27 protein-coding genes and 1 tRNA gene are annotated in these 25,744 nt (G+C 59.9%); 10 read left to right on the forward strand and 18 right to left on the reverse strand.

Annotation, left to right across the window (positions count from 1 at the left end; all coding sequences use genetic code 11):
- The first annotated feature begins 186 nt into the window (after positions 1-186).
- The 3 genes from EDD78_RS06735 (at position 187) to EDD78_RS06745 (ending at position 3,563) form a co-directional block, all read left to right on the forward strand.
- A complete protein-coding gene (locus EDD78_RS06735; RefSeq protein ID WP_165873134.1) occupies positions 187-2,085 on the forward strand; it encodes a sigma 54-interacting transcriptional regulator in 1,899 nt (632 codons plus the stop codon).
- Positions 2,086-2,105: 20 nt separating this feature from the next.
- Positions 2,106-2,846 carry a peroxide stress protein YaaA gene (gene yaaA / locus EDD78_RS06740; protein ID WP_132084414.1) on the forward strand — a complete coding sequence of 247 codons (741 nt, stop codon included), beginning with the start codon at positions 2,106-2,108 and terminating at the stop codon, positions 2,844-2,846.
- Between the two features lie 117 nt (positions 2,847-2,963).
- Complete coding sequence (locus EDD78_RS06745; RefSeq protein WP_132084415.1) at positions 2,964-3,563, forward strand: DUF3783 domain-containing protein; 600 nt, start codon at positions 2,964-2,966, stop codon at positions 3,561-3,563.
- 47 nt (positions 3,564-3,610) lie between these two features.
- Here the strand turns inward: EDD78_RS06745 and EDD78_RS06750 are convergent, their stop codons facing one another.
- The 5 genes from EDD78_RS06750 to EDD78_RS06770 all read right to left on the reverse strand — a co-directional run bounded on the left by EDD78_RS06750 (position 3,611) and on the right by EDD78_RS06770 (position 8,059).
- Positions 3,611-4,282, reverse strand: a complete 672-nt coding sequence (locus EDD78_RS06750; protein WP_132084416.1) for an NAD(P)H-hydrate epimerase — start codon at positions 4,280-4,282, stop codon at positions 3,611-3,613.
- Positions 4,283-4,296: 14 nt separating this feature from the next.
- The gene (gene yfcE, locus EDD78_RS06755; protein ID WP_132084417.1) at positions 4,297-4,842 is read right to left on the reverse strand and encodes a phosphodiesterase; all 546 of its coding nucleotides are present in this window, start codon (positions 4,840-4,842) and stop codon (positions 4,297-4,299) included.
- A 125-nt stretch (positions 4,843-4,967) separates the two neighbouring features.
- On the reverse strand, positions 4,968-5,837 hold the full coding sequence (locus EDD78_RS06760; protein WP_132084418.1) for a PepSY domain-containing protein: 870 nt from the start codon (positions 5,835-5,837) through the stop codon (positions 4,968-4,970).
- Positions 5,838-6,005: 168 nt separating this feature from the next.
- Positions 6,006-7,388, reverse strand: a complete 1,383-nt coding sequence (locus tag EDD78_RS06765; protein ID WP_132084419.1) for a sensor histidine kinase — start codon at positions 7,386-7,388, stop codon at positions 6,006-6,008.
- Positions 7,385-8,059 (reverse strand): response regulator transcription factor, encoded by a 675-nt coding sequence (locus EDD78_RS06770; RefSeq protein WP_132084420.1) that lies wholly within the window; start codon positions 8,057-8,059, stop codon positions 7,385-7,387. Before EDD78_RS06770 ends, EDD78_RS06765 begins: the two co-directional genes overlap by 4 nt.
- 170 nt (positions 8,060-8,229) lie before the next feature.
- Between EDD78_RS06770 and EDD78_RS06775 the strand changes: the two genes are divergently transcribed.
- Positions 8,230-9,012 (forward strand): hypothetical protein, encoded by a 783-nt coding sequence (locus tag EDD78_RS06775; protein WP_165873135.1) that lies wholly within the window; start codon positions 8,230-8,232, stop codon positions 9,010-9,012.
- Complete coding sequence (locus EDD78_RS06780; protein WP_286170777.1) at positions 8,993-9,511, forward strand: prolyl-tRNA synthetase associated domain-containing protein; 519 nt, start codon at positions 8,993-8,995, stop codon at positions 9,509-9,511. Before EDD78_RS06775 ends, EDD78_RS06780 begins: the two co-directional genes overlap by 20 nt.
- Before the next feature lie 47 nt (positions 9,512-9,558).
- Here EDD78_RS06780 and EDD78_RS06785 read toward each other — a convergent pair whose 3' ends face one another.
- The 6 genes from EDD78_RS06785 to EDD78_RS06810 form a co-directional block, all read right to left on the reverse strand.
- Positions 9,559-10,119: a P-loop nucleotide/nucleoside kinase family protein gene (locus tag EDD78_RS06785; RefSeq protein ID WP_132084422.1), complete on the reverse strand. Its 561-nt coding sequence runs from the start codon at positions 10,117-10,119 to the stop codon at positions 9,559-9,561.
- 137 nt (positions 10,120-10,256) lie between these two features.
- The gene (locus EDD78_RS06790; protein WP_079699617.1) at positions 10,257-10,682 is read right to left on the reverse strand and encodes an Hsp20/alpha crystallin family protein; all 426 of its coding nucleotides are present in this window, start codon (positions 10,680-10,682) and stop codon (positions 10,257-10,259) included.
- A gap of 231 nt (positions 10,683-10,913) precedes the next feature.
- The gene (locus EDD78_RS06795; protein ID WP_132084423.1) at positions 10,914-11,852 is read right to left on the reverse strand and encodes a uridine kinase family protein; all 939 of its coding nucleotides are present in this window, start codon (positions 11,850-11,852) and stop codon (positions 10,914-10,916) included.
- Between the two features lie 172 nt (positions 11,853-12,024).
- A complete protein-coding gene (locus EDD78_RS06800) occupies positions 12,025-12,942 on the reverse strand; it encodes a SufB/SufD family protein (protein WP_132084424.1) in 918 nt (305 codons plus the stop codon).
- A complete protein-coding gene (locus tag EDD78_RS06805) occupies positions 12,942-13,673 on the reverse strand; it encodes an ABC transporter ATP-binding protein (RefSeq protein ID WP_132084425.1) in 732 nt (243 codons plus the stop codon). The genes EDD78_RS06800 and EDD78_RS06805 overlap by 1 nt, the downstream gene beginning before the upstream one ends.
- 39 nt (positions 13,674-13,712) lie before the next feature.
- Positions 13,713-14,123 (reverse strand): metal-dependent transcriptional regulator, encoded by a 411-nt coding sequence (locus tag EDD78_RS06810; protein WP_079699621.1) that lies wholly within the window; start codon positions 14,121-14,123, stop codon positions 13,713-13,715.
- Between the two features lie 243 nt (positions 14,124-14,366).
- Here EDD78_RS06810 and EDD78_RS06815 point away from each other — a divergent pair, with 243 nt between their 5' ends.
- From EDD78_RS06815 to EDD78_RS06825, 3 genes are read left to right on the forward strand one after another with little or no spacing between them, the layout of a single operon-like run.
- On the forward strand, positions 14,367-14,603 hold the full coding sequence (locus tag EDD78_RS06815) for a FeoA family protein (RefSeq protein ID WP_200806054.1): 237 nt from the start codon (positions 14,367-14,369) through the stop codon (positions 14,601-14,603).
- The gene (feoB, locus tag EDD78_RS06820; protein WP_132084426.1) at positions 14,600-16,615 is read left to right on the forward strand and encodes a ferrous iron transport protein B; all 2,016 of its coding nucleotides are present in this window, start codon (positions 14,600-14,602) and stop codon (positions 16,613-16,615) included. Before EDD78_RS06815 ends, feoB begins: the two co-directional genes overlap by 4 nt.
- Before the next feature lie 20 nt (positions 16,616-16,635).
- Entirely contained in the window at positions 16,636-16,812 is a 177-nt protein-coding gene (locus tag EDD78_RS06825; RefSeq protein WP_132084427.1) for a FeoB-associated Cys-rich membrane protein, read from the forward strand.
- A gap of 78 nt (positions 16,813-16,890) precedes the next feature.
- Here EDD78_RS06825 and EDD78_RS06830 read toward each other — a convergent pair whose 3' ends face one another.
- The 3 genes from EDD78_RS06830 to EDD78_RS06840 all read right to left on the reverse strand — a co-directional run bounded on the left by EDD78_RS06830 (position 16,891) and on the right by EDD78_RS06840 (position 20,736).
- Entirely contained in the window at positions 16,891-18,333 is a 1,443-nt protein-coding gene (locus tag EDD78_RS06830; RefSeq protein WP_286170778.1) for an FAD-dependent oxidoreductase, read from the reverse strand.
- Positions 18,330-19,457 (reverse strand): zinc-dependent alcohol dehydrogenase, encoded by a 1,128-nt coding sequence (locus EDD78_RS06835; protein ID WP_079699625.1) that lies wholly within the window; start codon positions 19,455-19,457, stop codon positions 18,330-18,332. The genes EDD78_RS06830 and EDD78_RS06835 overlap by 4 nt, the downstream gene beginning before the upstream one ends.
- Positions 19,458-19,590: 133 nt before the next feature.
- Complete coding sequence (locus EDD78_RS06840; protein WP_132084428.1) at positions 19,591-20,736, reverse strand: phage major tropism determinant; 1,146 nt, start codon at positions 20,734-20,736, stop codon at positions 19,591-19,593.
- Positions 20,737-21,101: 365 nt separating this feature from the next.
- Between EDD78_RS06840 and EDD78_RS06845 the strand changes: the two genes are divergently transcribed.
- Complete coding sequence (locus EDD78_RS06845; RefSeq protein WP_132084429.1) at positions 21,102-21,359, forward strand: hypothetical protein; 258 nt, start codon at positions 21,102-21,104, stop codon at positions 21,357-21,359.
- Positions 21,360-21,669: 310 nt separating this feature from the next.
- Here EDD78_RS06845 and EDD78_RS06850 read toward each other — a convergent pair whose 3' ends face one another.
- The 3 genes from EDD78_RS06850 to EDD78_RS06860 form a co-directional block, all read right to left on the reverse strand.
- Positions 21,670-22,239: a hypothetical protein gene (locus EDD78_RS06850; protein WP_132084430.1), complete on the reverse strand. Its 570-nt coding sequence runs from the start codon at positions 22,237-22,239 to the stop codon at positions 21,670-21,672.
- Between the two features lie 188 nt (positions 22,240-22,427).
- Positions 22,428-22,511, reverse strand: a tRNA-Leu gene (locus EDD78_RS06855).
- Between the two features lie 107 nt (positions 22,512-22,618).
- Complete coding sequence (locus tag EDD78_RS06860; protein WP_079699627.1) at positions 22,619-23,176, reverse strand: manganese efflux pump MntP; 558 nt, start codon at positions 23,174-23,176, stop codon at positions 22,619-22,621.
- Positions 23,177-23,336: 160 nt separating this feature from the next.
- Between EDD78_RS06860 and yunB the strand changes: the two genes are divergently transcribed.
- Positions 23,337-24,059, forward strand: coding sequence for a sporulation protein YunB (yunB, locus tag EDD78_RS06865; protein WP_165873136.1), 723 nt, complete (start codon positions 23,337-23,339; stop codon positions 24,057-24,059).
- A gap of 43 nt (positions 24,060-24,102) precedes the next feature.
- Here the strand turns inward: yunB and gltX are convergent, their stop codons facing one another.
- Positions 24,103-25,557 carry a glutamate--tRNA ligase gene (gene gltX / locus EDD78_RS06870; protein ID WP_079699629.1) on the reverse strand — a complete coding sequence of 485 codons (1,455 nt, stop codon included), beginning with the start codon at positions 25,555-25,557 and terminating at the stop codon, positions 24,103-24,105.
- Positions 25,558-25,744 lie beyond the last annotated feature (187 nt).

The following is a 25,744-nucleotide window of genomic DNA, read 5'->3' on the forward strand; positions in this document are numbered from 1 at the left end:
GGTGGTCCCCTTCCGTTCGCAAATCGGCTCCGCAGGCCTGATTGGCCCGCTCACCGCCGCTTTGCTCTCGCGGAGTCCCTCCGGCGGGCAAAGCTCGCCTGCGGGACTAATTTTAAATTTTCGACAGACTGACGGCTGCCCGCATGAAGCCGGGCGGCCGTTTTTGCAGAGGGAGGAATGAACCGTTTGGCTAAGGTCGTCTTTTTCGCGCCGCGCCAGGAAATGATCGATCAGGCGCAAAGGCTGGCGCCGGGGTACCGCCTGGACATCGTGGGCTATGCGCTCACCTCCTCTTCCACCGCCGTGCTGCGCGCGCAGGAGGCGGTGGCCGGCGGGGCGCAGATCATCATCGCGCGCGGGCTGCACGCCATGCACATCCGCCAGAAGGTGGACGTGCCGGTGGTGGAAATCCGCCTGACCGGGCAGGAGATGGGGCTGCTGGTAAGCCGGGCCAAGGAGATGGCCAGCTCCATTTGCCCGAAAATCGCGGTGATCGGCTTTCAAAATATGTTCTGCGACATGAGCGCGTTCGACTCCCTCTTCGGGGTGGAAATCCATCCCTATTTCGTCAGGGAGACCGACCAGCTGCTGGGGGCCGCCGACGAGGCGATCCGCGAGGGCGCGCAGGTCGTCATCGGCGGGGACGCCGTCTGCGAACGGGCGAAGAGCGCGGGGATTCCCGCCCTCTTTCTCGCCTCCGGGCCGGAATCCATCGCCGAGGCGTTCCGGATCGCCGAGAAGGTCGCCTATTCGAGCGACCTCGAAAAACGCAACACCGCGCAGATCAAGGCGCTGCTGGACTACTCCTTCAACGGGATCATCCAGACCAACGCCGCGGGCGAGGTGCAGCACCTCAACCACTTCGTCGAGAAGCTCACCGGAAAAAGCGAGGAGGAGTCGGTGGGCCTGCCGGTGACGGCGCTCATCCCCTCGCTGGACCCCGCCCTGCTCGACGAGGCGCTGGGCGGCGGCCGCGAGGTCTATTCCACCCTCATCACCATCCAAAAGAGCGCCCTGATCACCAACATCGCCCCCATCCTGATCGACTCGGTCGTGCAGGGGGCCTTTCTCTCGTTCCACGAGGGGAAGCGGGTGGCCGAGATGGAGGCGCAGATGCGCCGGGAAATCTATAAGCTCGGGCATGTGGCGAAGTACCACTTCGACAACCTTGTCGCCCTGTCCGCGCCCGCCAGGGAAGCGGTCAAGACGGCCAAGTTCTTTGCGCGCAGCGACTCCCCCGTACTGATCACTGGGGAGTTCGGCACCGAGAAGGAGCTGCTGGCCGAGTGTATCCACAACGACAGCGTGAGAAAGGGGGCGCCGTTCGTGTCAGTGCGCTGCGACAGCCTCCAAGCCGGAGAGATGTCCGAGGAAATCTTCGGGGCCGGTGGGGAGGGCGATACGGCGGCGCATAAGTGCCTGGCCGATATGGCCAAGGGCGGCACCCTCTTTCTCGACGAGGTGGACGCGCTGGACATGAGCGCCCAATATAAGCTCTTTCGCCTGGTGCGCGACGGGGTGCTCATCCGCAGCGGGGACACCCGCCCGCTGCCCACCGGCGTACGGGTCATCGCCGCTTCGGGCCTCCCGCTCGGGCCGGCCGTGCGGGAGGGGCGCTTTCGCCGGGACCTCTACTATGCGCTCAACGTCCTCTCCCTCTCCCTGCTCCCGCTGCGCCGGCGGCGGGAGGACATCGAGGGCTGGGCGGAGCGCTTCCTCGAAGCCCAACAGCAAAAGCAGTCCCGCTACCTCTCCCTGACCGCCGGCGCCCGCCGGGCGCTCGCCGCCTATGCCTGGGAGGGCAACCTCCCCCAGCTCGAGAGCTTCTGCGAGAGGGTGGTCGCCCTGGCACCCCGCAGGACGGTGGACGAGGTGTTCATCGCCCAGCAGCTCGAGCAGTGCTATCCCGCCGCGCACGAACCGGACGGCGAGCGGGTGATCGTCTACCAGGACCCGGACGCGCAGGAGCTTAAGGAGCTGCTCAAAACGCACCGCGGGAACCGCCAGAAGGTGGCGCGGGAGCTCGGGGTCAGCACCACCACCCTCTGGCGGCGGATGAAGAAATACGGCATTTCCGGCGACTAAGCGATAAAGGAGCAGTTCCATTGCGACTGATCATTTCCCCCGCCAAAAATATGCGGATCACCGGGGACCCTCGGCTCCCCCTCTCCCGCCCCGGTTACTTACAGCAGAGCGCGCGGCTGCTCGAACAGCTGCGGGAGTATCCCCCCTGGCAGCTCGAGTCGCTGATGAAAATAAATCCCGACATTGCCCTGCGCGCCTTCGGGTATTATCAGAGCCTGGACCTTGAATCCGGGGGCAGCCCGGCGATCATGAGCTACCACGGGCTGCAATATCAAAACATCGACCCGCAAAGCCTCACCCCCGGCGAGCTGCAATTTTTACAGCCGCGCCTGCGGATCGTCAGCGCCTTTTACGGGCTGCTGCGCCCGCTGGACGGGATCTCCCCCTACCGCCTCGAGCTGCAATGCAAGATCAAGGTGGACGGGCAGAGCCTCTACCGCTTCTGGGGGGACAGGCTTTACCGCGACCTGTTTTTGCCGGGCGAGCCGGTGCTGAACCTCGCCTCGGCCGAATATTCCAAGGCGGTTTCCCCCTTTCTCGGGGCGCGGGACCACTTTATCACCTGCGACTTTTTGGTGGTGAAGCGGGGAAGGCTTTGCTGCCTGCCCACCGCCGCCAAGATGGCCCGCGGGCAGATGGTGCGCTTCATCGCGCGGCACTCCATCAACGAACCCGAGGGGGTATGGGATTTTGACTGGGACGGATACGAATTCTCCCCCGCGCGCTCGGACAGCGGACGGTACGTCTTTATCCGGGACTGAGCGGCTTTACAGCCGGAGGAAAATGCGCTAAACTGAAAGCATGATGATTGGGGGCGGCCGCTTTGGGCCACCCTATCAGAAACGACGGACGGGAGGCGCGGCGAAAAGCCACACAATATGAAAGCGAGAATTCAAAACGACGAGCTGGTCCTGCTCTACGGTCTGGGTGAAACCACCGAAAAGGGCCAAAAGGTCCTGGAGGCGCTCGGGGAGCTGGGCGCGCCCTACCGGCAGATCCCCGTCGAGCACCTCAACCAGACGCTGGGCTTCGCCGCCGGGATGGCGGGCTATGAAAAGCAGGAGCCGCTTTACAGCGGCCCGGCCCCCGAGGGTGAGGCGATCATCATGAAGGGGTTCTCCCAGGAGAGACTGAACGCCCTGCTGGCCTCCCTGCAAAAGCGGCAGGTCGGCTCCATCGCGCGCAAGGCCGTGGTGACCGAGCACAACCGTTCCTGGAAGCTGCTCGACCTCTTCTCGGAGCTCGAGCGCGAGCATGTGCTGATGAGCGCCTACGACGTCCTGTATAAGCTGGTGCAGGTGGCTCGCGGCCTCGACGCCGCGGCGTTCGAGAAAGCGAGCTTCGAGGCTCTCAGCATGGCGGCGGCAAAGGCCGAGGAAGTGATGAAGCGCGGCGAGGAGATGACCCTCGAGGCGCTCCAGGAGGCGACCGCCGGGCTGCGCCGCGCCGGGAGCAGCTTAATCGAAATCGAAAAATAATTAAAATAAAAAAGGCTTGCTCCTCCCGGGTGGGAGGAGCAAGCCTTTTACTGTTCTTCTATTTCCCAATAGAGCCCCCGGTGGCACTCCTCCGGAATCCAGATATTCAGGCAGTGCACCTCGCCGCAGTATCCCTTCGCGGGCTCGCGGCAATGGGCGTATTTGAGGCTGTCGAAGGCGAAGGTGCAGCGGGCGCGCACCGCATCGCAGTCGGCTCTTGCCATGTCGGCGTCCACGCCGCTGGGCAGGTCCAAAGCATAGACGGGCGCGCCGCAGCAGTTCATCCACTGCGCCGCCTGGCGGTCGCGCATCTCAAAGGGCGGATGGAACCCGGTCCCGTAGAGGGCGTCCACCACAAAGTCCGGCTTTGACAGCCCCTCCAGCGCCTGCGTCTCATACGCCAGGTTCAGTACCGCCACCGTCCTCGGGAGCAGGCTTAAATTGGCCGTCGCCTCCTTGGTCTGAGGCTCCCCGTCGCAGAGCAGCACCGTGACCTTCGCGCCCGCCCTCCAGAGCATCCGGGCGAGCACCAGGCCGTCGCCGCCGTTATTCCCCTTTCCCGCGAAGACCAGCGCCGTCTCCCCTTCAAAGTCGTGGTACGCCGAGAGCGCCCCGAAGGCCACGCGGCCCGCGTTCTCCATCATTTCGGAATAGGACAGCCCCGCAAGGACGGCGTTTCGTTCGATCTGCTTCATCTGTGCACTGGTGACCAGCCGCATACTGCGCGCCTCCTTTAGCGGATGGACAGGGAGCAAAGCTCCCCACCCTCCAGGTCCTTGATGGTGAACACGCCGTCTTCATAAGTCATATAGCTGCGGGGATTGCCCTCCTTGGGCAGGGAGACCGACCCCGGATTGAGGTAGATATGACCGCCCATCTCCCGCGCGGCGAGCACGTGGGTGTGCCCGTGCAGCAGGACGTCCCCCTCCTTGAGGGGCGGGAGGTTCTGCTCATTGTAAATATGCCCGTGGGTGGCGAACACGGTGCGCCCCTCGAGCCAGAGCAGCGCGTAGTCCGCCAGGATGGGGAACTGCAGCACCATCTGGTCCACCTCGGCGTCGCAATTGCCCCGCACGCAAAACAGCTCCTGCCTGCGGTCATTCAGCAGCCGGATGACCCCCTTCGGGTCGTACCCCTCGGGCAGGTCGTTGCGCGGCCCGTGATAGAGCAAATCGCCCAGCAGCATAAGCCGCCCGGCGCGCTCCTTTTCATAGCGTCCCAGCAGCGCCTCGCAGCAGGGGCGGGAGCCGTGGATGTCGGAAGCGATCATCAGCTTCATATTTTTTCTTCCTTTCCCGGGAACTGCAAAAACGTCTTATCATCACCGTTTATTTTAGCCCGTGCTCCCGGGAATGTCAATGCGCCCGCCGCATAAGCGGCGGGCGCAGGCAAACCAGGTTATGATCAGTCGTCGTAGTAGTGGCCGTTGTGATGGCTTTGCTCCCAGGTGTGGCCGCCGTGGTAATCGTGGCCGTCCCAATCATGGTGATCGTACCAGTCATCGTCCCAATCGTCATTATACCGGTCGTCCCAATAGTCGTCGTCCCGGTCGCGGCTGTAGGAAAGCTGTTTGCCGGTGGCGGCCGAGAACTCGACATCGTACTCGTACCCGTCTTTGTACAGCTCGATCTCGTAAACGCCGTCGTCGAGGTCAAAGTCGGTGATGGTAGCGCCCGGGACAACCTTCAAAGCAAGCTCGCGCGCCTTGGCGCTGCTGATCGGCCCGCTGGAGGACGACGAGCTGCCCGAGGAGCTGGAGACGGAGCCGGTCCAGCTGGCCGGGGCCGTGCCGATCTTGATCTCCCGCTCGAGGATCGCGCCGCTGTTGGGGTTGATTTCATAGCTGCCGTAGAGGGAGTCGGTCTTAAAGCGGATCTTGTACTCCTTGAGCCCATCGTCGCTCTCGAGCAGGGTATCGACGATCTCGGCTCCCGAAATTTCATCGGTAACCAGCTTCTTGGCCTGCGCCTTGCTCAGTGAAACCTGGGCGCTGCCCTTCCCGTCGCGGTCGGTCTTGTAGGAGACGATCTTCTGGGAGGCCGTGCTGATCTTCACCTCGTGTTTCTCGCTCTTGGACTCGAGGTAGTATTCCACCTCGTAATAGCCGTCGTCGAGCTCGGTCTTCAGATAGGTGCAGCCGCTCGGAACCTGTTTTTTGGCGAGCTCCCGCGCCTGGGCGGCGGTGAAGCCCGCCGCAAAGCTGTGGACTGAAAAAGTACCGAGCAGGAGAGCCAACGCCACAGCGCTTGTCAATAATTTTTTACCCTTCATCATGATATATACTCCTTTCCAGGCCTGAAAGCCTCGCTTTCAGGCTTGACACCTCAGGGTGTATCGTTCTCTGTGATTATAGAATACAGGGCCATGATTAAAGTAAAATTAAAAATTTTCACTTTTTCATCATTTTCTTGATTTTGTAAAAAATATTGAGACACGGCTCGTTCAATCCGGCTCGCACACCCCGGGATTCTCCTCCCGGCGCAGCGGCAGGGTGACGGTGAAGTCGCTCCCTTCGCCAAGCGTGCTCTGCGCCTCGACGGAGCCGCCGTGCACCTGCGCGATCGAGCGCACGATCGACAGTCCCAGCCCGGTGCCGCCCCGCTCGGCGGTGCGCGCCGCGTCGGCGCGGTAGAAGCGGCCGAAAATTTTGGGCAGGTGCTCGGGCGCGATCCCGATCCCGGTGTCACGGACGCTCAGCAATGCATTCTCCCCCTCGGTGCGAAGGCAGAGCGTCACGCTGCCGCCCGGGCGGTTGTAGCGGATGGCGTTGCTCAGCAGGTTGGTGACCAGCCGCATGAGCAGGGTCTGGTCGGCGGTGAGCGCCACCTGCCCCTCGATTTCCTGATGAAGGGTCAATCCCTCCTGCTTGGCCGAGGGCTCCAACTCCTCGCAGACGACGGCGCACAGCTCGCCGAGGTCCACCTCCTCGAACTCGGGCTGCAGCCGCCCGTTGTCCGCGCGCGCCAGCAGCAGGAGCCTCGCGATCAGCGAGTTCATCCGTTTGGCCTGGCGCAGGATCACCCGCACGCTCTCGCGCAGCTCGGACGCGCTCTTTTCGTCCTCCAGCGCGTATTCGCACTGGGAAAGGATGATCGCCGCCGGGGTGCGCAGCTCATGCGAGGCGTCCGAGGTGAAGCGCTTCTCGTCCTCGAACGAGGTCTGCAGGCGGTCGAACATCTCATCGAAGGTTCCCCCGAGCCTTGCAATCTCGTCCTTCGCGCCGCTGCCGCCGATCCGGCGGCTGAGGTCGTTCCCCCCGCTGATCGAGCGCACCGTGCCGATCATATGCTCGATGGGCAGGAAGGCGCGCTTGGTGATCAGGTACCCGCCGCCCGCCGCGATCAGCAGCAGGAAGGGGCTGGCGATCAGCGCCAGAAGCAGCATGGTGCCCAGAGGGCCTGAAAAGCCGGTGTCCGGCGTGACCCCGCGGATCCAGAGGCTGACCCCGTCAATCTGGGTATAACGATCATAAACGAGCCAGCGCTCGCCGCCGTCCTGGGAGGATTTGAGCACCCCGTCCTCGAGCAGGGCGTTGACCTTCGGCCCGCTGCCCGAACGGGGCGCCAGCCGCCGGCCCTGGTCGTCATAGAGAAAGACCGAGACCCCGTCGGCGTAAAACCCGATCTCGCGCTCATCGAGCTCGCCGCGCTCAAAATGAACCTGCCCGGCGGCGGCCTCCACCACCCGGGAGAGGGACTCCCCCGCGCGCTCGTAGAGCACCCGGCTGGAGAAATAGAACAAATCCCCCAGGAGCACCACAATCAGCAGAAAGACCAGCGCGGTGTACCACAGGGTAACCTTGGCCTTGATCGACAGCTTCTTCATACTTCCTCCCGGATAACATAGCCGCTGCCGCGCACCGTATGGATCAGCTTCTTTTCAAACGGGTCGTCGAGCTTGCGGCGCAGATAGCGCATGTAGACGTCCACCACGTTGCTGCCGCCCTCAAAGTCGTAGTTCCAGACATGCTCCTCGATCCGCTCGCGGGAGAGCACCACCCCGCGGTTGAGCAGCATGTATTCCAGGATCGCGTATTCCTTGGCCGAGAGCTTGATCTCCTTCCCCGCGCGGGTGACCCGGTGAGCGGCAAGGTCCATGCAAAGGTCCCCGAGCGCGAGTTCGTTTGCAGCCTCGCCCGTGCCCCTGCGCAGCAGCACCCGCACCCGCGCCAGGAGCTCCTCGAACGCAAAGGGCTTGGTCAGGTAATCGTCCGCCCCGCCGTCCAGGCCCTGCACCCGGTCCTCTATGCTGTCCCGCGCCGTGAGCAGCAGCACCGGCGTGCGGTTCCCCTGCCCCCGCAGCCGGCGCAGGACGCTCAGCCCGTCCATCTTGGGCAGCATGATGTCCAGCAGGATCAAATCGTACTGCGCGCTCTCGGCATAGTCCAGCGCCTCCTGCCCGTCGGTGCAGCGGTCCACGCTGTAGCCCTGCGCTTCGAGGCGCTTGGCGGTCACATCGAGCAGGTCGCGCTCGTCCTCCACGGCCAATATCCGCATGGCTCTCCCCTCCTTGATTGACGTTATGAATACTTTATCGCAAACAGATTAAAGCAAGATGAAGACACCATTATTGTACAGGTAAGCGCCAAGTTTTACAAATTTAATTTGATTTTCATCTGCCTGTGGTATTATAGTATAAATAAACCTATTTTTAAAGGAGTATGACCATGTATTCCCGTTACCGTTTCCCCGCCCTGTTTCTGGCCTGCTGCCTGCTGTTTTCTGCCTGCGCCAGGCAGAACGCCGTCAAGAGCCAGCCGATCTCGGATGAAATAGCGCCCAGGCGCGCCCAGGTGAGCAGCAGTTCGCTGCCCAGCGAGGATGCCGCCCCGCAGGAGGATGTCATCCCGCAGGAGAGCGCCGCCTCACAGGCGGAGGTTTCCTCCTCCCAGCAGGAGGGCACGTCCTCTGTCCAAGCGAGCGGCGAGGAGCTGCTTGCACAGTACTACAGCGTCAAGGCGCAGGAGGAAGCGCTGGAGATCGACATCGAAAACCTCGAAGCGGCACTGCGCACCGGTAAGCTCGGCGACAGCGAATTCCAGCAGAAGCTGGCCGAATATGAGCGGCAGGAGGACGCGCTCGACGCGCGCAAGGATGCGCTGGAAGCGCAGATCGGCCCCTTTGCGCCCTATTTCTCCTTCACCCTGCCGCAGGACCGGGAGGGGCTGCTCTCGCTGCTCGATGAGCTCGAGCGGCAGGACGACGAACTCGATGGCCGCAAGGATGCGCTGGAGGACGGCTATCGCAGCGGCGCCACCAGCCGCGAGGACTTTTTAAAGGAATATGCCCTGCTCGAACGGGAGGACGACTTCATCGGCGAGCGGCAGGACGCGGCCGAGCGCGCGCTGGCTGCGCTGCCCGCCCTGAGCGGGCACGGCTCGCACAGCAGCACCCACCATGCCGAATACGACGATTGGGACGACGACGGTGATGACGATGACGACGACTGATCCCGGGGACCCGGTACATGCCAAAGCCCTGTCGGCGCTCGAGGCGCTAGGGATTGAATACGAATGCCTGCCGCACCCGGCGGTGTACACCATCGAGGAGATGGCGGCGCTGCGCCTGCCTCACAGCGAAGCGATCGCCAAAAACCTGTTCCTGCAGGACGATAAAAAACAAAACTTCTATCTCGTGACCCTGCGCGGCGAGCGGCGCGCCAACCTGCGCCGGCTGCAGCAAGACCTCGGGAGCCGCAAGCTGAGCTTCGCCGGCGAGGAGACCCTCTCGCGGGTCCTGGGCCTCTCCAAGGGCGCGGTCACCCCGCTGGGGATCCTCAACGACGAAGAACGGCAGGTGCGGGCCGTCTTCGACCGCAGCTACGGGGATAAGGACCTGATCGGAGTCCACCCGCTGCAGAACACCGCGACGGTGTTTTTGAAAATGGGGGACCTCGCCCGCCTGGTGCGCGCACACGGCAATCCGCTGACTTTTCTGGATTTCGTATAAAGGCCCTGCCCGGCCGCTGCATGCGGCCGGGCAGGTTTTTCCATCCGTTATTCCAGCTCCTCCAGCAGCGTTTGAAGCCCCGCGCGGTAGGAGTTGTCGGTGGAGTTGTCAATGATCCGCAGCCCCTCGAGCGCGGGCGGCTCGAAGCTGCGGCTGGCGACGTATTCCTCCCAGTTCCGCAGCTTCCAGGTGTCCCGCTCGGAGCCCCGCGCTATCATGCGCTGGTGGCAGACCTCGATGTCGGTATGCACCCAGACCACCGTCAGCTTCGCCCTCTTCCCGGCCAAGGTTTCGCGCAGCCGGCGCAGGTACTCCTCATCCCGCAGCTCGCGGTTAAAGGGGGCGTTGACCAGCACATGGGAGCTGTAGTCCAGCGCTTCGAGGGCGATCGCCATGATCGCCTCGTATTCATAGTCCCGCACATTGCGCTCAAAAAAATCCGAGCTGCGGTCGAACGGCTCCCCCGCCACCTCAAAAATCCGCCTGGAGAGCACGATCACGCTGTCCTTATCCAGATAGACGCATTCCCCCAGCGCCTCGGCCAGCTTTTTGGCGATGAAGGTCTTTCCGCTGGCCGGGGGCGAGGTGATCAAGATCAAATGTTTCATAAACGGTTCCTCCCAAGGGCAGTCCAATCGGATTTTTATGATGAGTGCCGCTTTTGTCAAGCCCTTTATCCTCATTTTTCCTCCAGGGACGGGGAATATGTAAAAGCCCCCGGAAAAACCGGGGGCTCGCATTTTGATTACCGGATTTCGATTTTGCGGGTATCGGGTTTCGCCTCGCCGCGCTTGGGCATCTTGAGCTCCAGCACGCCGTTTTCATAGCTCGCTGTGATCTCGTCGACCTTGACCCCCGACACGTCGAAGCTCCGGGAGAAGCCGCCGTAGCTGCGCTCGCGGCAGACGTAGTTGTCCTTCTCCTCCTTCTTCTCCTCGCTGTGCTGCGCACGCAGGGTGAGGTAATCGCCGTTAATGTCTATGCTGATGTCCTCTTTCTTAAAGCCCGGCAGCTCGGCCTGGACCAGGAAATGGTCGCCCCTGTCGAGCACGTCGGTCTTGCACTGGCTCAGCGTGCGCCCCGCGCTCCCCCAAAAGTCGTCGTTAAGGGCGGTGGAAAGCGCATCAAAAAGGTTTTTCTCTCTGCGGGCGAAAGGCATTAAATCGAACATACAAAAAACCTCCTTCAATCAATTGGTTTGTGTTGGTGAATGGTTTGCGTAAACATTCGCGGCGCGGGCCCTCTTTTGGGGAGCCGCTCTCTTTTCTGTTTACGTCCTTATTGTACGAAAGGATTTTTAAGAAAAATCATACTATTTATGAATAAACCTTTAATTTTAGCACTCTAGTGTTAAGAGTGCTAAAATTTCCTTTCAAACCTCTTGATGATCGGGTTTTGCGTTTTATTCCTGTCCGATAAATTCCCGGATCAGGGAGTAGCGCGGCACCAGCCGGCTGTCGATCGGAAAGAAGGTTTCCTCGTCCTTGATCAGCCGCCTCACCGTGGCGTTCCAGGGGGAATCTCCCTGCGCGCCGTCCAGAATCTCCAGCAGCTTTTCGCGGTAAAGGAAGGGTTCGTAAAAATGGGTGGAGTTGATGTGCAGGTCGGCCCGCTCCCGGAAGGGATGGATGTACAGCTCCTCCCCTTTGAGCACATAGTCCCACATGCGCAGCGTCTCCATCACCGGGGTGGCCCTGAAGTGGAAGTCCCGCACGATCCGGCGCATCAGGCGCAAATCCCGCGCGGCGAGGCGCACGTTGCCCGCCCCGTCGAGAAAATCGCTGTGCACGCTGATGTAGACCTGCAGGCAGGGCCGCCCGTGCAGCGCGCCCGAAATCAGCGGGTTGAGCGCGTGGATCCCCTCCACGACGACATAGGTGTGCTCGTCGTAGAGCAGCTCCTTGCGGGTATCCAGCCGCCGTTTGACCGAAAAGTCATAGATCGGGAAGCCGGCGCGTCCCTCGCGCAACAGCTGCTCCATGCATTCGGCGAAGCAGGCGATATCCAGCCCCTCGACGCTCTCGCAGTTGCGCGAGCCATCCTCCCAGAGCGGCAGCTCATCCAGGGATTTATAGAAATTGTCCAGGGAAATGCGGTTGACCCGGCTGCCCCGGTTTTTGAGCTCGGCGGCGATCATCTTGGCGGTGGTGGTCTTCCCCGAGGAGGAGGGGCCGGTCAGCAGCAGCACCTTGGCCTCCCTGCTCTCAAGCTCCCGGCAGACCGAAAGGATTTTTTCGCGGTACTTCCCCTCCGCAAAATTCATCGCCTTCTGCGGCGTCTCGCGCAGGGCGTGCGCGGTCTCGGGGATCGATATTTGCTCCATGCGATGGGTATATCTCATAGTTCGTCTCCTATAGCTCCAAAATCGGCAATACCCTTAGTTTGCCAACTGTTACCGCTATCATACCGCATTGCCGCCCTCCCTGCAAGGGCCGCCCAACAGAAAAGCGCAGGCCGCTGGTCCATCCAGCGGCCTGCACCATACGCGCGCCCCCGCCAGGACGCGGGAAAACCTATTTTAAGAAGCCCTCGATGATCTTGCGCTCGGCCTCCTGCTCGCTCAGCCCCAGGGTCATCAGCTTGATCAGCTGCTCCCCGGCGATCTTGCCGATGGCCGCCTCGTGGATCAGCGCCGCGTCCAGGTGGTTGGCGGTCAGCTCGGGGATCGCGCTGACCGAGGCGCGGTCCATGATGATGGCATCGCACTCCGAATGCCCGCTGCAGCGGGTATTGCCGCTCAGCTGGGAACGGAAGACCTGGCGCGAGGTGCCCTTCGCCACCGAGCGCGAAACCACGTCGGCCGAACAGTCCTCCCCGCTCAGGTTTACCACAAAATCGGTGGCGGCAGCCTGGCTCCCATGGGTCATCAGCTTCTCGCGGATGACGAGATGCGCCCGCGCCGCGAGCGTCGCGCTGGTGCGCCGGTCGGTGGAATCCACCCCCTCGATCTGGGTGGTGTCCATCTCCATATAGCTGTCCTCCCCCAGATGCGCCTCGGTCACCGGGTTGATGATCCGCTTGCCGGTCCCTTCCCCGATCCCGATATGGCGCTCCAGATAGCGCACCTTCGCTCCCTTCCCGATCATGAAGCTGTGGATCCCGTTGTGGGTGGCGGCCTCCTCGCCGTCGGCGTGCACGCCGCACCCGGCGACGATGGTGACGTCGGCCCCCTCGCCGATATAAAAATCGTTATAGACCAGGTCCTCCACATCCGAATGGGTCACGCAGGCAGGGATATAGACCGTCTCCTCCGCCGTGCCCGGCGCGACGTGGATGTCGATCCCCGGCTTATCGGTTTTCGGGGTGATGACGATATTCTCGCTGGACTGCCGCCCGGCGCAGCTCCCATCCTCCCGGATGTTGTAAGCGCCCTTGAAGGAGCCGGTAAAATCCGAGATCAGCCCCAGCAGCTTTTCGGTGATGGCGTTCATCAGCAGTCCCTCCCCTTTCGCGCCCCTTCGGGGCAGAAGGAGCATGCCCCCTCCTGCAGCAGCTCGGGCAGGATGTCCTCCTTGGCCCCCTTCGCCCTGAGCTCGCCCCCGGCGAGCACCACCAGCTCGTCCGCAATGTCCAAAATCCGCTCCTGGTGGGAGATGATGATCACCGTGCCCTCCCGCCGTCCGCGCAGGCGGCCGAACACCTCGATGAGGTTGCCGAAGCTCCACAGATCGATCCCCGCCTCCGGCTCGTCGAAGAGGGTGATCCGCGTTTTGCGCGCCAGGGCCATGGCGATCTCGATCCGCTTGATCTCGCCCCCCGAGAGGCTGGCGTTGATCTCCCGCTCGATATAATCCTTCGGGCAGAGCCCCACGTCGCGCAGCAGTGCGCGCAGCCCGGGTTCCCCCGTGCCCTCGCCCGCCGCCAAAACCAGCAGGTCGCGCACCGTCAGCCCCTTGAAGCGCACCGGCTGCTGGAAGGCGAAGGTGATTCCCCGCCTGGCCCGCTCGGTCACCGACAGGGCGGTGATGTCCTCCCCGTCGAGGAGAATCTGCCCCTTCGAGGGGGTCATGATCCCGGCGATCACCTTGGCCAGGGTGGATTTCCCGCCCCCGTTCGGCCCGGTGATCACCACGAATTTTCCGTCTTCGATGGTCAGATCAACGTTTTTGAGGATGGCCTTGTGGTCCTCCACGTCGATTGAAACATTTCGCAGCTCTAGCATATACACGTCCTTTCCGCCCTCTTGCCCACAGGAGGGGGCCTATTCTTTATCCTTAATTGTCCCCGTGCGCGCGCCGTCCAGCGTACGCGCGGAGTATTCTTCCATCCGGCGCAGGGTCGTCTGGCTGACGACGTGCTCCATCCGGCAGGCATCCTGCTCGGCGGTCTCTTCGTCCACCCCGAGGATCGCGACAAGATAGTATTTGAGCAGGTCGTGGCGCTGGCGCACCAGGCGCGCCTCGCGCAGCCCCGCCTCGGTCAGGGTGATCCTGCCGTAGGGCTCCTGCTGCAAAAAGCCGTCCTCGCGCAGCTGCTTGATCGCCCGGCTCACGCTCGCCCGCGAATACCCGAAGGCCTGCGCAATGTCCACCGAGCGCACCGATTCTCCCCGGCTGGAGAGGTCGAGGATGGTTTCCAGATAATCCTGTTTGGAGACGGTCAGCTTGCCCATGGTTATACGACCATTCCTTTCCCGGGGATTGGCGCTCCGAAGCGGCCCGCCGGACCGGGCTGTGAAGCCTTCCGCCCGGCTTGGCAAAATTACCGATTACGCGGGGGGGAGCCCCGCCCTTCTCTATAGTATATCACGAAAATTTTGTCGCTTCAAATAAATCATTTGACAAGCCGGGGCCGACAGATTAAAATGTAAGCGTAGGCTAACAATTTTGTTTGTGATAAGCAAGGGGAGGAATCACTGATGACGCTGGATGCCATCAAGCCGGGCAGCGGCGGCGTGATCGCCGCCATCGGCGGAGAAGGGGCGCTGCGCCGCCGGCTGCTGGATATGGGGCTGACCCCGGGGACCAAGGTGCAGGTGCGAAAGGTCGCGCCGATGGGGGACCCGGTCGAGCTGTTCCTGCGCGGGTATGTGCTCACCATCCGGCAGGAGGATGCGGCCAAGATCACCCTTAAGGAGGGCGCGGCGGTATGAGCTGTCTGTTGGCGCTGGCCGGAAACCAGAACTGCGGCAAGACCACCCTCTTCAACTGTCTGACCGGCTCGAACCAGCATGTGGGGAACTTCCCCGGCGTGACGGTGGAAAAGAAGGAAGGCCCGATCCAGAAGCACAAGGATATGACCCTCGTGGATCTGCCGGGGATTTATTCCCTCTCCCCTTACACCTCGGAGGAGGTGGTGACGCGGGATTTCCTCTTAAAGGAAGGCCCCAGCGCGATCATCAACATCGTGGACGCGACCAACCTCGAGCGCAACCTCTACCTCTCGCTGCAGCTCATGGAGCTTGAGATCCCGATGGTGATCGCGCTGAACATGATGGACGAGGTGCGCGCGAGCGGCAACTCGATCAATGTGAAAAAGCTCTCCGAGCACCTGGGGATCCCGGTGGTGCCCATCTCGGCCGGGAAGAACGAGGGGATCAGCGACCTGCTGGAAGCGGTGATCAAAACGGTGCGCGAGCAGAGCCCGCCCAAGAAGTATGACTTCTGCACCGGCGAGGTACATAAGGCGATCCACTCCATCGCCCATATCATCGAGGACCATGCGGGGGCGGCCGGATATCCGGTGCGCTTCGCGGCGACCAAGCTCGTCGAGGGGGACGAGCCCATGCGCCAGGCGCTGCAGGTGGACGAGGGGGATTTGCACGTCATCGAGCACATCGTCGAGATGATGGAGGAGGCGCTGGGCACCGACCGGGAGGCGGCGCTCGCGGACATGCGCTACAGCTACATCGAATCGCTTTGCGCCGACTGTGTGCACAAGCACCAGGAGACCCGCGAGCAGATCCGCTCCGAGAAGATCGACCGGGTGCTCACCCACAAGTATTTCGGCATCCCCATCTTTTTGGGGATCATGTTCGTCATCTTCTGGCTGACCTTCAGCGTCTTCGGCGCGCCGCTGCAGGGGTTGCTCGAGGATGGGATCAGCCTCTTCACCGACTCCTTCTCTTCCCTGCTGCTCTCGGTGGGGGTCAGCCCCTGGCTGCATTCGCTGCTCATCGACGGGGTCTGCGCGGGGGTGGGCAGCGTGCTCTCCTTTCTGCCGATCATCGTGCTGCTCTTCTTCTTCCTCTCGCTGCTCGAGGACAGCGGCTACATGGCGCGCGTCGCCTTCGTGATGGATAAGCTGCTGCGCAAGATCGGGCTGTCCGGGCGCTCGTTCGTGCCGATGCTCATCGGCTTCGGCTGCTCGGTGCCCGCCATTATGGCCACGCGCACCCTCGCAAGCGAGCGGGACCGCAAGATGACCATCGTGCTCACCCCGTTCATGTCCTGCAGCGCCAAGCTGCCCATCTACGCGATGATCACCGCAGCCTTCTTCCCGCACAGCGCCGCGCTGGTGATGATCTCGGTCTACACCCTGGGGATCGTGGTGGGGATCCTGTCGGGACTGCTGCTCAAGAACACCATCTTTAAGGGCAACCCCGTCCCCTTCGTGATGGAGCTGCCCGCCTACCGCATGCCCTCCCCGCGCAGCGTTATGCTGCACATGTGGGAGAAGGCCAAGGACTTCATCCGCAAGGCCTTCACCGTGATCTTCGTGGCGGCCATCGTGATCTGGTTTTTGCAGAGCTTCGACTTCACGCTCAACATGGTCGAGGACTCCACCAAGAGTATTTTGGCCTTTGTCGGTTCGGCCATCGCACCGGCCTTCATTCCGCTGGGCTTCAACGACTGGCGCGCCTCGACCGCGCTGATCACCGGGCTCACCGCCAAGGAGTCGGTGGTCAGCACCCTCACCGTGCTTACCGGCGCCGCCAGCGACGGGGAGCTCGGCGCCATCCTCAGCGGCATTTTCACCCCCTTGAGCGCCTTTTCCTTTCTGGCTTTCACGGTGCTCTACATGCCCTGCGTCGCCGCTTTCGCCGCCACCAAGCGGGAGCTCGGGAGCTGGCGCAGCGCGCTGCTGACCGCACTCTACCAGACGGGCGCCGCCTATCTGGTGGCGATGGTGATTTTCCAGGTGGGCCGGCTGCTGATCGGTTGACCGCGATAGGAGGGATACGAATGTCAATGGCTGACCTTGTCATCCTCTTGCTGCTGGCGGCGGTGCTGGCAATCATTTTTTTGAGCATGCGCCGCAGGAAGCAGAGAGGCGGATGCTCCGGCTGTGGGGGTAACTCCTGTTGCTCCGGCTGCTCAGGTTGTCCGGGCGGCTGTCAGCGGGAGGAAGAAGAAAAGTAAGCCCGTCCTTTTAGATTCTTCCAAAGAGCGGGTATAAAAAAAGCACCCCCAGACGGGGGTGCTTTTATATTTCCCAAGTTAGGCGTGCTCCAAATCCTGCTGGGCGGGGTTGTCGATCAGGTTGCCCCGGTAATCAAAGCGGGAGCCGTGGCAGGGGCAATCCCAGCTCTTCTCATCTGGATTCCACTCCAACTGGCAGCCCAGGTGCGGACAGCGCACCGAGACGATAAACGCCTCCCCGTTTTCGTCCTTATAGACGCCGACCTTTTCGCCGTCGTATTCCACCACGCCCCCGTGGCCGTTTGGCAGCGCTTCGATGTCCGCCCGGGGCGGAACAAGAAATTTTCGCACCAAACCCTTTGTCGCCTGGGCGGTCTCCTGCATAAGCGTTTTCGCACTGGCGGACGGCGTAAAGCGCAGGGGTGAAAACACCTCGGCCCAGGGGCATTCTTCCTTGGTGATCAGGTCGCGCAGCGTTAAGGCCGCGACCATCGAGGAGGTCATTCCCCATTTTTCAAAGCCGGTTGCCACAAACCAGTTTGGGGTTGGGAGCGAAAACTGCCCGATATAGGGTACACCGTCAAGCGTCATGCAGTCCTGCGCGCTCCAATGGGCAACCTCGCGGCTTTCGGGCCAATAGCGCATTGCCGCCTCACGCAGCTTCTGGTACTGCCCGCCCGCCGAGTTTTCACCGGTGCGGTGGTTGCCCCCGCCGAGCAGCAGCAAGTCCCCCTGCGGGCGGAAGGACAACCCGTCGGCATCGACCCCATAATACATGCCTTCCAGCTTGGCGGCGTTCTCCAGCGCCAGCACATAACTGCGCTCCTGATGCATGCGCATAAAGTAGTATCCGGGCGCATTGACAAAGGGATAGTGGCAGGCAAAGATGATAAATTGAGCCGTCACCGTCCCGCGGTCGGCAACGATTTCGTTGCCCTCCACCGAGCGTACCGTGGTCTGCTCGCAGATGTTCAGCCCCCCGGCGAGGGCGCGCAGGAACTTCAGCGGATGAAAATGCGCCTGGTCATCAAAACGCAGTGCCGCCGATACCGGAAAGGGCAGCTCGGTGCCAAAAAGCAGCTCCGCCCCAATGCCCGCCGCTTTTGCCGCCTCGTATTCTTTTTCCAGCTGCTCGCTCCCGCCGGTGGAGTAGAGATAGGCCGGCGCCTCGGTGAAATCGCAGTCGATCTTCCCTTCCTCAATGAGGCGTCGATACTCCGCGATTGCCCTCTGGTTGGCTTCGGCGTACTGCCGGGATTTCTCCTCTCCGAACTGCTCGACCAGCCGGTGGTAGATGAGTCCGTGCTGGGCTGTGATTTTGGCGGTGGTGTTTTTCGTCTGACCGCTTCCCAAGCGTCCCGCCTCCAGCACGACGACATTCAGCCCCGCGGCCTTTAAGAAGTGGGCGATGAGCACGCCCGCCATGCCGCCCCCGATGACGGCGGCGTCCACCGACAGCGCGCCTTGCAGCGGCGGGAACGGAGGCAATTGTTCCGTCTTGCTCCAGATTGATTCCGTCACGGCTTGAGCACCACCTTGATGCAGTTTTCCTCCTTTTTGTCAAAGACCTGGTAGCCGTGCTCCCCCTCTTCGAGCCGAAGGCGGTGCGTAATGATGTCGGTGGCGTCGAAGCGGCCCTGTCGGATCAGCTCCAAAATTGGCTCAATATATCGCTGCGCCGGACATTGCCCCATGCGCAGGGCAACATTCCGGGAGAAGAAGTTGCCCAGCGGAAAGGCGTTATACCGCCCGCCGTAGACGCCGACCATCGCCACGGTTCCGCATTTTCGCACCGCTTCACAGGCGATCTCGACGGCCGACTTGGAGCCGGCCTGAAGCTTGAGCACCGATTCCATCTTTTCCATGGCGCTCATCTTGCCGTCCATCCCCACGCAGTCGATCACCACGTCCGCGCCGCCATGGGTGAGCTCCTTGAGCTCCAGGCCGGTGTTGTCGTAGTCCTCGAAGTTGAGCGTCTCGGCCCCGTAGCCGGCGGCGTGCGCCAGGCGGTAGCCCACGTTGTCCACCGCCAGCACCCGGCCGGCTCCAAGAAAGAGGGCCCATTTGATGGTCAGCAGCCCGACCGGCCCGCAGCCGAGGACCACCACCGTGTCGCCCTTTTTCACCCCGCCGATCTCGGCTCCCCAGCGGGAGGTCGGCAGGATATCAGTCAGGAAGAGCACCTGTTCGTCATCCAGCTCCTCCGGCACCTTGACCGGGCCCACATTCGCGTAGGGGACGCGCAGGTACTGCGCCTGCCCGCCTGCATAATCCCCGAAGGATTCGCTGTAGCCGAGCAGCCCGCCGGCCTCACCGTTTGGGTTGGAGTTGTCGCACTGGCTGTATTCGCCCGCCTCGCAGAAGGCGCAGTGCCCGCAGGAGACCGGGAAGGGGACGATCACCCGGTCCCCTTTCTTGACGCGGGTCACCTCTTTGCCCGCCTCCTCCACGATCCCCATCGTCTCGTGGCCGAGGACATATCCGTCGTACATCCCCCTGACCCGCCCGTGGATGAGATGCAGGTCCGATCCGCAGATGGCCGTGGAGGTCACCCGCACGATGATGTCGTCCGCCCGCTCCAGCTTCGGGTCCTCCACCGTCTGAAGCGCCACATTGCGGATTCCCTTATAAACAATCGCTTTCATCTTATCATCCTTTCGGGGTTTATTTTCCCCGAAAAGGGATTTTTATATTTATTTAAATCAGAAGAGCAAATAAAAAGCACCTGGACAGCCGGAAGCGGCTGCCCAGGTGCTTTTTGAATTTAGGTGCTTTTATTTATAAGCTGTTGCAGGCGCAGCGGGCGCCGCTACCAGCTTCAATGACCCACGGCCCCCTATCAAGACCAACTGCATTTACACCACATTTTTCTCCACTATTCCGACCTCCTCCAGCTCGTAAAGTAACTATTGAATAGTCATTATATTCGTAGATGTTTCCATATCCATCTGGAAACGGCGATACCGTATCGTAACCCCAAACGCCATCATTGGTAGCATGATAGTGGCCATTTCCATTGTTATAAACCTTTCCGGCGCGTGCACCATCTATCGAACTAAAAGTACCATTTCCGTTGAGTTTGTTATGTTCTGACCGGGTGATATGCTCATCCAGCCACTCCCAGACATTCCCCACCGCGTCCCTGCAGCCGATGGAAGAGACCGCGTTCGCCACGTACCCGGTTTTCTGCCGCCCACTATTCGTCTTCGCCGACCAAGCGTTTTCGTTGCTGTCGTCAAGCCCGCCGGGACTGCCAAACGCCATCTGGCAAAACTCCTGATAGGTCAGCAGCCGCTTCCCCTCCACGAAGGCGCGCTCCACGAATCCGTACCAGTTGAGCCCCTCCGTACCGGTCAACGGCAGTTGGTTGTAGGCCGATAGCAGGCCCCCATCTCCATCGTCGCTGGATTGGTAAATATCGACCCAGGTCCCGTTTCCCAGGTACACCATTCCCTTCGGGTCGCAAGCCGGGCGGTGCCCCTTGTACCATACGCTGCGGGGCAGGATGCCGTTGTAGACGTTGCTTTCCCACCCTTCACCGCGAACCTCGCCCGCCAGATTGACCGGCCGTAGCTTTTCATCGACGCGGCGGCAGGTACCGTAGTGGAATCCGCCGATCCTTTGGGCGCGGGCGATGTCACCGTCGAGAGAAATAAAGAATCCGCCGTCCGTTTTGTAGACCGTGTAGTCCTTGCCTACATAGAACGAGCTCCCAACGTCGAGGTCCTCCGCACCGATCCGGGTGGTGCTGCCGTTCCAGGTCACGTTCAGCTTGTCCTCGCCGGCGGCCTTCATCGTCACCGAATACTGCTCCTTGAGCAGCTGGTCGGTCAAAAGATTGTCGGCGTTGAAGTCGTCCATGGTGGGTTTGTCCGTCAAGGTCCATTGATTGAATCCCAGTTCCGTCTTGTTCATGCTTGCCATTGTGTTTCCCCCTAATTATCAATATAAGAGCGCATTGCTCTTTCATCACTAGGAACCACAAGGCAAAAAATAACCGTTATCCATCATTTTTTAGCACTTCATCAAATTTTTTAATAGTCATTATAATCCTGCTATAAATTCAAGGCAAGGAGGCACATGGTTGAAAAAGCTAAATTCAAAAATAATTATAATTACGTTGACCGCTAGATCAAATCTAACGGTCCTTTTTTATAAAACAGGAGCGGCAACTGCTGGGACTTCACGCTCCAGAATGCTGGCAGCAGCTAGCGCAAAGCTAGTCTATGACCTGCGCAGCCACCTGCTCAAGGAAGCCAAAAAGAAGCCACATCTGGGATGGGTCGGAAATGGTGGCGGAGTACCAGGCGAACGGGACCATCATCGCGCGGAAGCTGGACGAGCAGCAGGAGTACTACCTCTTTAATGCCCACGGGGATGTGGTGCAGCGCACCGACCGGTACGGAATCCCCCTCGAGATCTATGATTACGACGCCTTCGGCAACGAGGAGATGCCGGAGGAGTTGGACCATAGCCCCTGGCGGTACTGCGGGGAGTACCTCAACCTGGAGGCGGACACCTACTATCTCAGGGCATTGTGGGAATAGCCCGGTGACGTTTACAGATTCCAGCGGAAAGAACGCGGAAGCAATTTTTATTGGTGGCTGGACAATTGCCGGTGTGATCTCGCAAGCAGATTCTCCCCTGCATTGTGAAAATATTGGAAGGGACCTCCGTTAACACTGGGGACTCTTCATCGTAATGTAAAACGAAAAACAAAATGGTATCCAAATGATATTATCATTTGGATACCATTTTAATTGGTCGGAGTGGAATTACAGGACTTAGAGAAAGTCAGTAAAATCAATGGTTTACAGGCAGTCGGCAAGCTGTATTTACAGTTCATTTTAGAATAACCTATTTATTATCTGCAATAACTGCTTGCAAGTTTTTTTGAAACGTCTTGAGTTCATTTAATTCATTCTCTATATCCTTAATTGCATCATAATTCTCAATATATGGGACTATCTCGTCAGAAGCGAAGAAACTTATATCACTTATACTACCCTCTATGGCGTTTAGTATAGCTCCAAAATTATCGTTTAAGGTAAAATGAACAATTTTATTTCTATATCGTTGTAATTGCTGTGACGCATTAAAATACTTTTGCGTATCAATTCCGCATAAATTTTGTAATCTTTCAATTCCGTGGGCAAAACTGACACTCACAAAATTTCCAATATCAAGATTATGCTTCTTTGCCTTATTAATATCATCAAAAAGAAATGCCCAATGTTCTTCCAGCAATCTAAACTTGATGAGCAGTTCCATACATGATGATAAGTTTAATATCACCTGCTTGATTGGATAGGGATAGTGTACATTGCCATCATACAACACGTCAAAGTATGCTTGCAATTCAGCGTTAGTTATTGATAAGGCATCAGCAATATTATTCAGTAATGGAATGTCGAATTCTTCATCCATATTCATTCACCCTCTTTTTTAGAGCAGTGTACTTAATTATAATCGAATTATAGCATTTATTAGAAATCCTGTCACTCAATTTTGCTTTCGAGTGGAATTATAGGACTTTTCCATTTTCAACACCCCGTAAACTCGCATAAACACAGGCATAGCAAAAGACCGCCGACAAAAGTCGACGGCCTTCTCATTGGTGCGGTAGACGGGACTTGAACCCGTACGTCGTAGACACACGCCCCTCAAACGTGCCTGTCTGCCAGTTCCAGCACTACCGCATAGAGATTTGAGCCCTCCTTGCAATTGGCCAAGGCGCATACTCAACGCTCACAATTATAACATCCAGCCATCGGGATGTCAAGGATTTTTTCGCCAAATTGCACCATCAGCCGAACATATGCTCCACAAAAATCTTGACCCCGATCAGCACCAGCACACAGCCGCCAAAGAGCTCCGCCTTGTTTTTAAGAAATCCGCCGCAGCACTTGCCGACATACACCCCAACGAGGCTGCATACAAAGGTCACCACCGCGATAAACGGCGCGGCCTGCAGGATATTCACCCGCATAGCCGCAAAGGATACCCCCACCGCCAGTGCGTCTATGCTCGTTGCAACCCCCTGCGCCAGCACCAGCTTATAGGAAAAGAGCTCGGGCACTTCATCCTCCTCGTGGGAAAAGGAATCGTGGATCATCTTGCCCCCGATCAGCCCGAGCAGAATCAGCGCAATCCAATGATCCAGCGTGCCGATCAGCCCGGCGAACGCGCTGCCCGCCAGGAACCCGGCGGTGGGCATGAGCCCCTGAAAGATCCCGAAGACTGCCGCTATGTAAACCGATTTTGAAACGCTCAGCGACTTATTGCACATCCCGCTGGTCACCGACACCGCAAACGCGTCCATCGACAGCCCTACCGCAATCATGAAAAGAGTCAGAATCCCCAATAGCTTGACGCCCCTTTTGTCCGCATTAAAATTTATTATACAATATCCTATCAATCAAAGCAATCAAAAAATGAACTGGACGCAACATTTTATGCCTCTTTTTCGTCCAAAATCACCCAAAGCGCGGCAAAAGAATAGAATGGCTTAGGAGGTGATTTTCGTGAGGCACAGGCGTTGGCACCGCATACCAAGAATCGAGGCGCGCCATCTGCGCTCGATCCGGCTGATCCTGCTCGCTTTGCTGCTGATTTCTTCGCTCTTCTACGCCGACAGGCAGGTTCGCCCCATCGTGCGCACCATGAGCGGCTACATCGCCCAGAACGTCTGTACCCAGGCGATCAACAACGCCGTCACAGGGGAGCTGCGCCAGGACGGGATCGACTACGAATCCCTGGTCGCCGTCAGCCGCGACTTGGACGGCAAGGTCACCTCCATCGAAACCGACGTCAGCCGGATCAACCTCTTTAAGGCCCAGGTTACGGGCCGGATCATCGAGGCGCTGCAGGCAGACGAAATTCACAACCTCTACGTCCCGGCCGGCACCCTGCTCGACAGCCCGCTGCTCTCCGGACGCGGACCGAAGCTCAACCTAAAGGTGGTGCCCGCCTCCACCGTCGCCACCGACATCGTGGGCGAATTCACCTCGTCGAGCATCAACCAGACCCGACACCAGCTCTACCTCACCGTGGGGGTGGACGTCACCGCCGTACTGCCGGGGGTCAGCACCCCCCTGCACATCGACACCCGCTTTTTGATCGCCGAGACGGTGATCGTCGGCGAGGTCCCGCAGGCCTTCACCGAGGTCTACGGCGACGGTTCGGGCCTGCCCAACAAGGTCGAGGACTACGGAGCCGCCACCGCCCTGCCGGACCTGACGCCATAAACCAGGGGGACCGCCTTTTAGGCGGTCCCCCTGTCTTTTTTTATTATTTGCTCAGCTTTTCAATGCCCTTCTTCAGCCGGGCAATGGACTCCTCTTTCCCCAGGATCGCACACAGCTCGATCCCGCCGCCGGGGGTGAACTTCTTACCGCTCACCGCCACCCGCAGCGGATAGAGCACCACCCCATTCTTGACGCCCAGGCGCTCGATCAGCGCGAAGAGCGCGTCGTGCAGGCTTTCCTCGCTGAAATCCGAGAGCCCCTCGAGCACCGGCAGAATCTCCTTTAAGGACTGCAAGGAGACCTCCTCGTTGGTCTTCATCTTCTTATTGAGGTAGAGTTCGTTTTCATACTCCGGAAGCGCGTCAAAGAAATCGACCTGCTCGGGGATGTCGCAGAGTACCTCGCAGCGGGGCTGGAGCAGCGCCGCGATCTTTTTGGTGTCCACCTCCCCCTTCACCGTCTGGCGAATCCAGGGCAGGGCCTTCTCATGGAACGCGTCGAGCGAGAGCTTGCGGATATACTCGCCGTTGACGTAATTCAACTTCTGCACGTCAAAGATCGCCGGGGACTTGGAAATCCCCGCGATGTCGAACTCGCGGGTCAGCTCGTCCAGGGTGAAAATCTCCTGGTCCCCCTTCGGGCTCCACCCGAGCAGGGCGATGTAGTTTAAAATGGCCGGGGTGAGATAGCCCTTCGCCACCAGATCCTGATAAGAGGCGTCGCCATTGCGCTTGGAGAGCTTTTCGGTGGCGTTCTTCATCACCGGCGGGCAGTGGACATAGACCGGAATATCCCAGCCGAACGCCTCATAGAGCAGGTTGTATTTCGGCGCGGAGGAGAGGTATTCGTTGCCCCGGATCACATGGGTAATCCCCATGAGATGGTCGTCCACGACGTTGGCAAAATTGTAGGTCGGCATGCCGTCCGACTTGATCAGGATCTGGTCGTCCAGCGAATCGTTCTCCACCACGATGTCTCCGAAAATTTCATCGTGGAAGGTGGTGGTACCGCCCTCGGGCATCTTCTGCCGGATGACGTAGGGTATCCCGGCGGCAAGCTTTTCCTCGATCTCTTCCCTGCTTAAATGCCGGCAGTGGCCGTCGTACTTGGGCGGCATGCCCGAGGCCTTCTGCAGCACCCGGACCTCCTCCAGGCGGTCCTTGTCGCAGAAGCAGTAATAGGCCTTCCCCTGCTCGACAAGCTGCAGGGCGTATTCCTTGAACATCCCCATGCGCTCGCTCTGCACATAGGGACCCACCGGCCCGCCGATGTCCGGCCCCTCGTCCCAGATGAGCCCCGTCTCGCGCAGGGTGTTATAGATGATGTCGGTCGCACCCTCGACGTACCGCTCCTGGTCGGTATCCTCGATCCGCAGGATAAAGGTACCGTGATCCTTCTTGGCCACCAGGTAGGCGTACAGCGCGGTGCGCAGATTTCCCACATGCATATAGCCGGTGGGGCTGGGGGCAAACCGGGTACGTACTTTTTCACATGTCATGGTTATGAAAACCCTCCGAATTGATCATTATTTTGCCGCCTGCAAGACTTGCGCCCATACAAAGATTTCGCCATGACGGCACATTTTTTCGGGCCGATACCGCCCATTCGCCTGTTTATTTTACGCCCTCTTCTCGCCTTTTGTCAAGCGCTGCGCCACCGTTCCCCAAAATGGGTGCGCATGCCCG

The organism is Harryflintia acetispora, assembly GCA_004340125.1.
GTDB lineage: Bacteria > Bacillota > Clostridia > Oscillospirales > Ruminococcaceae > Harryflintia > Harryflintia acetispora.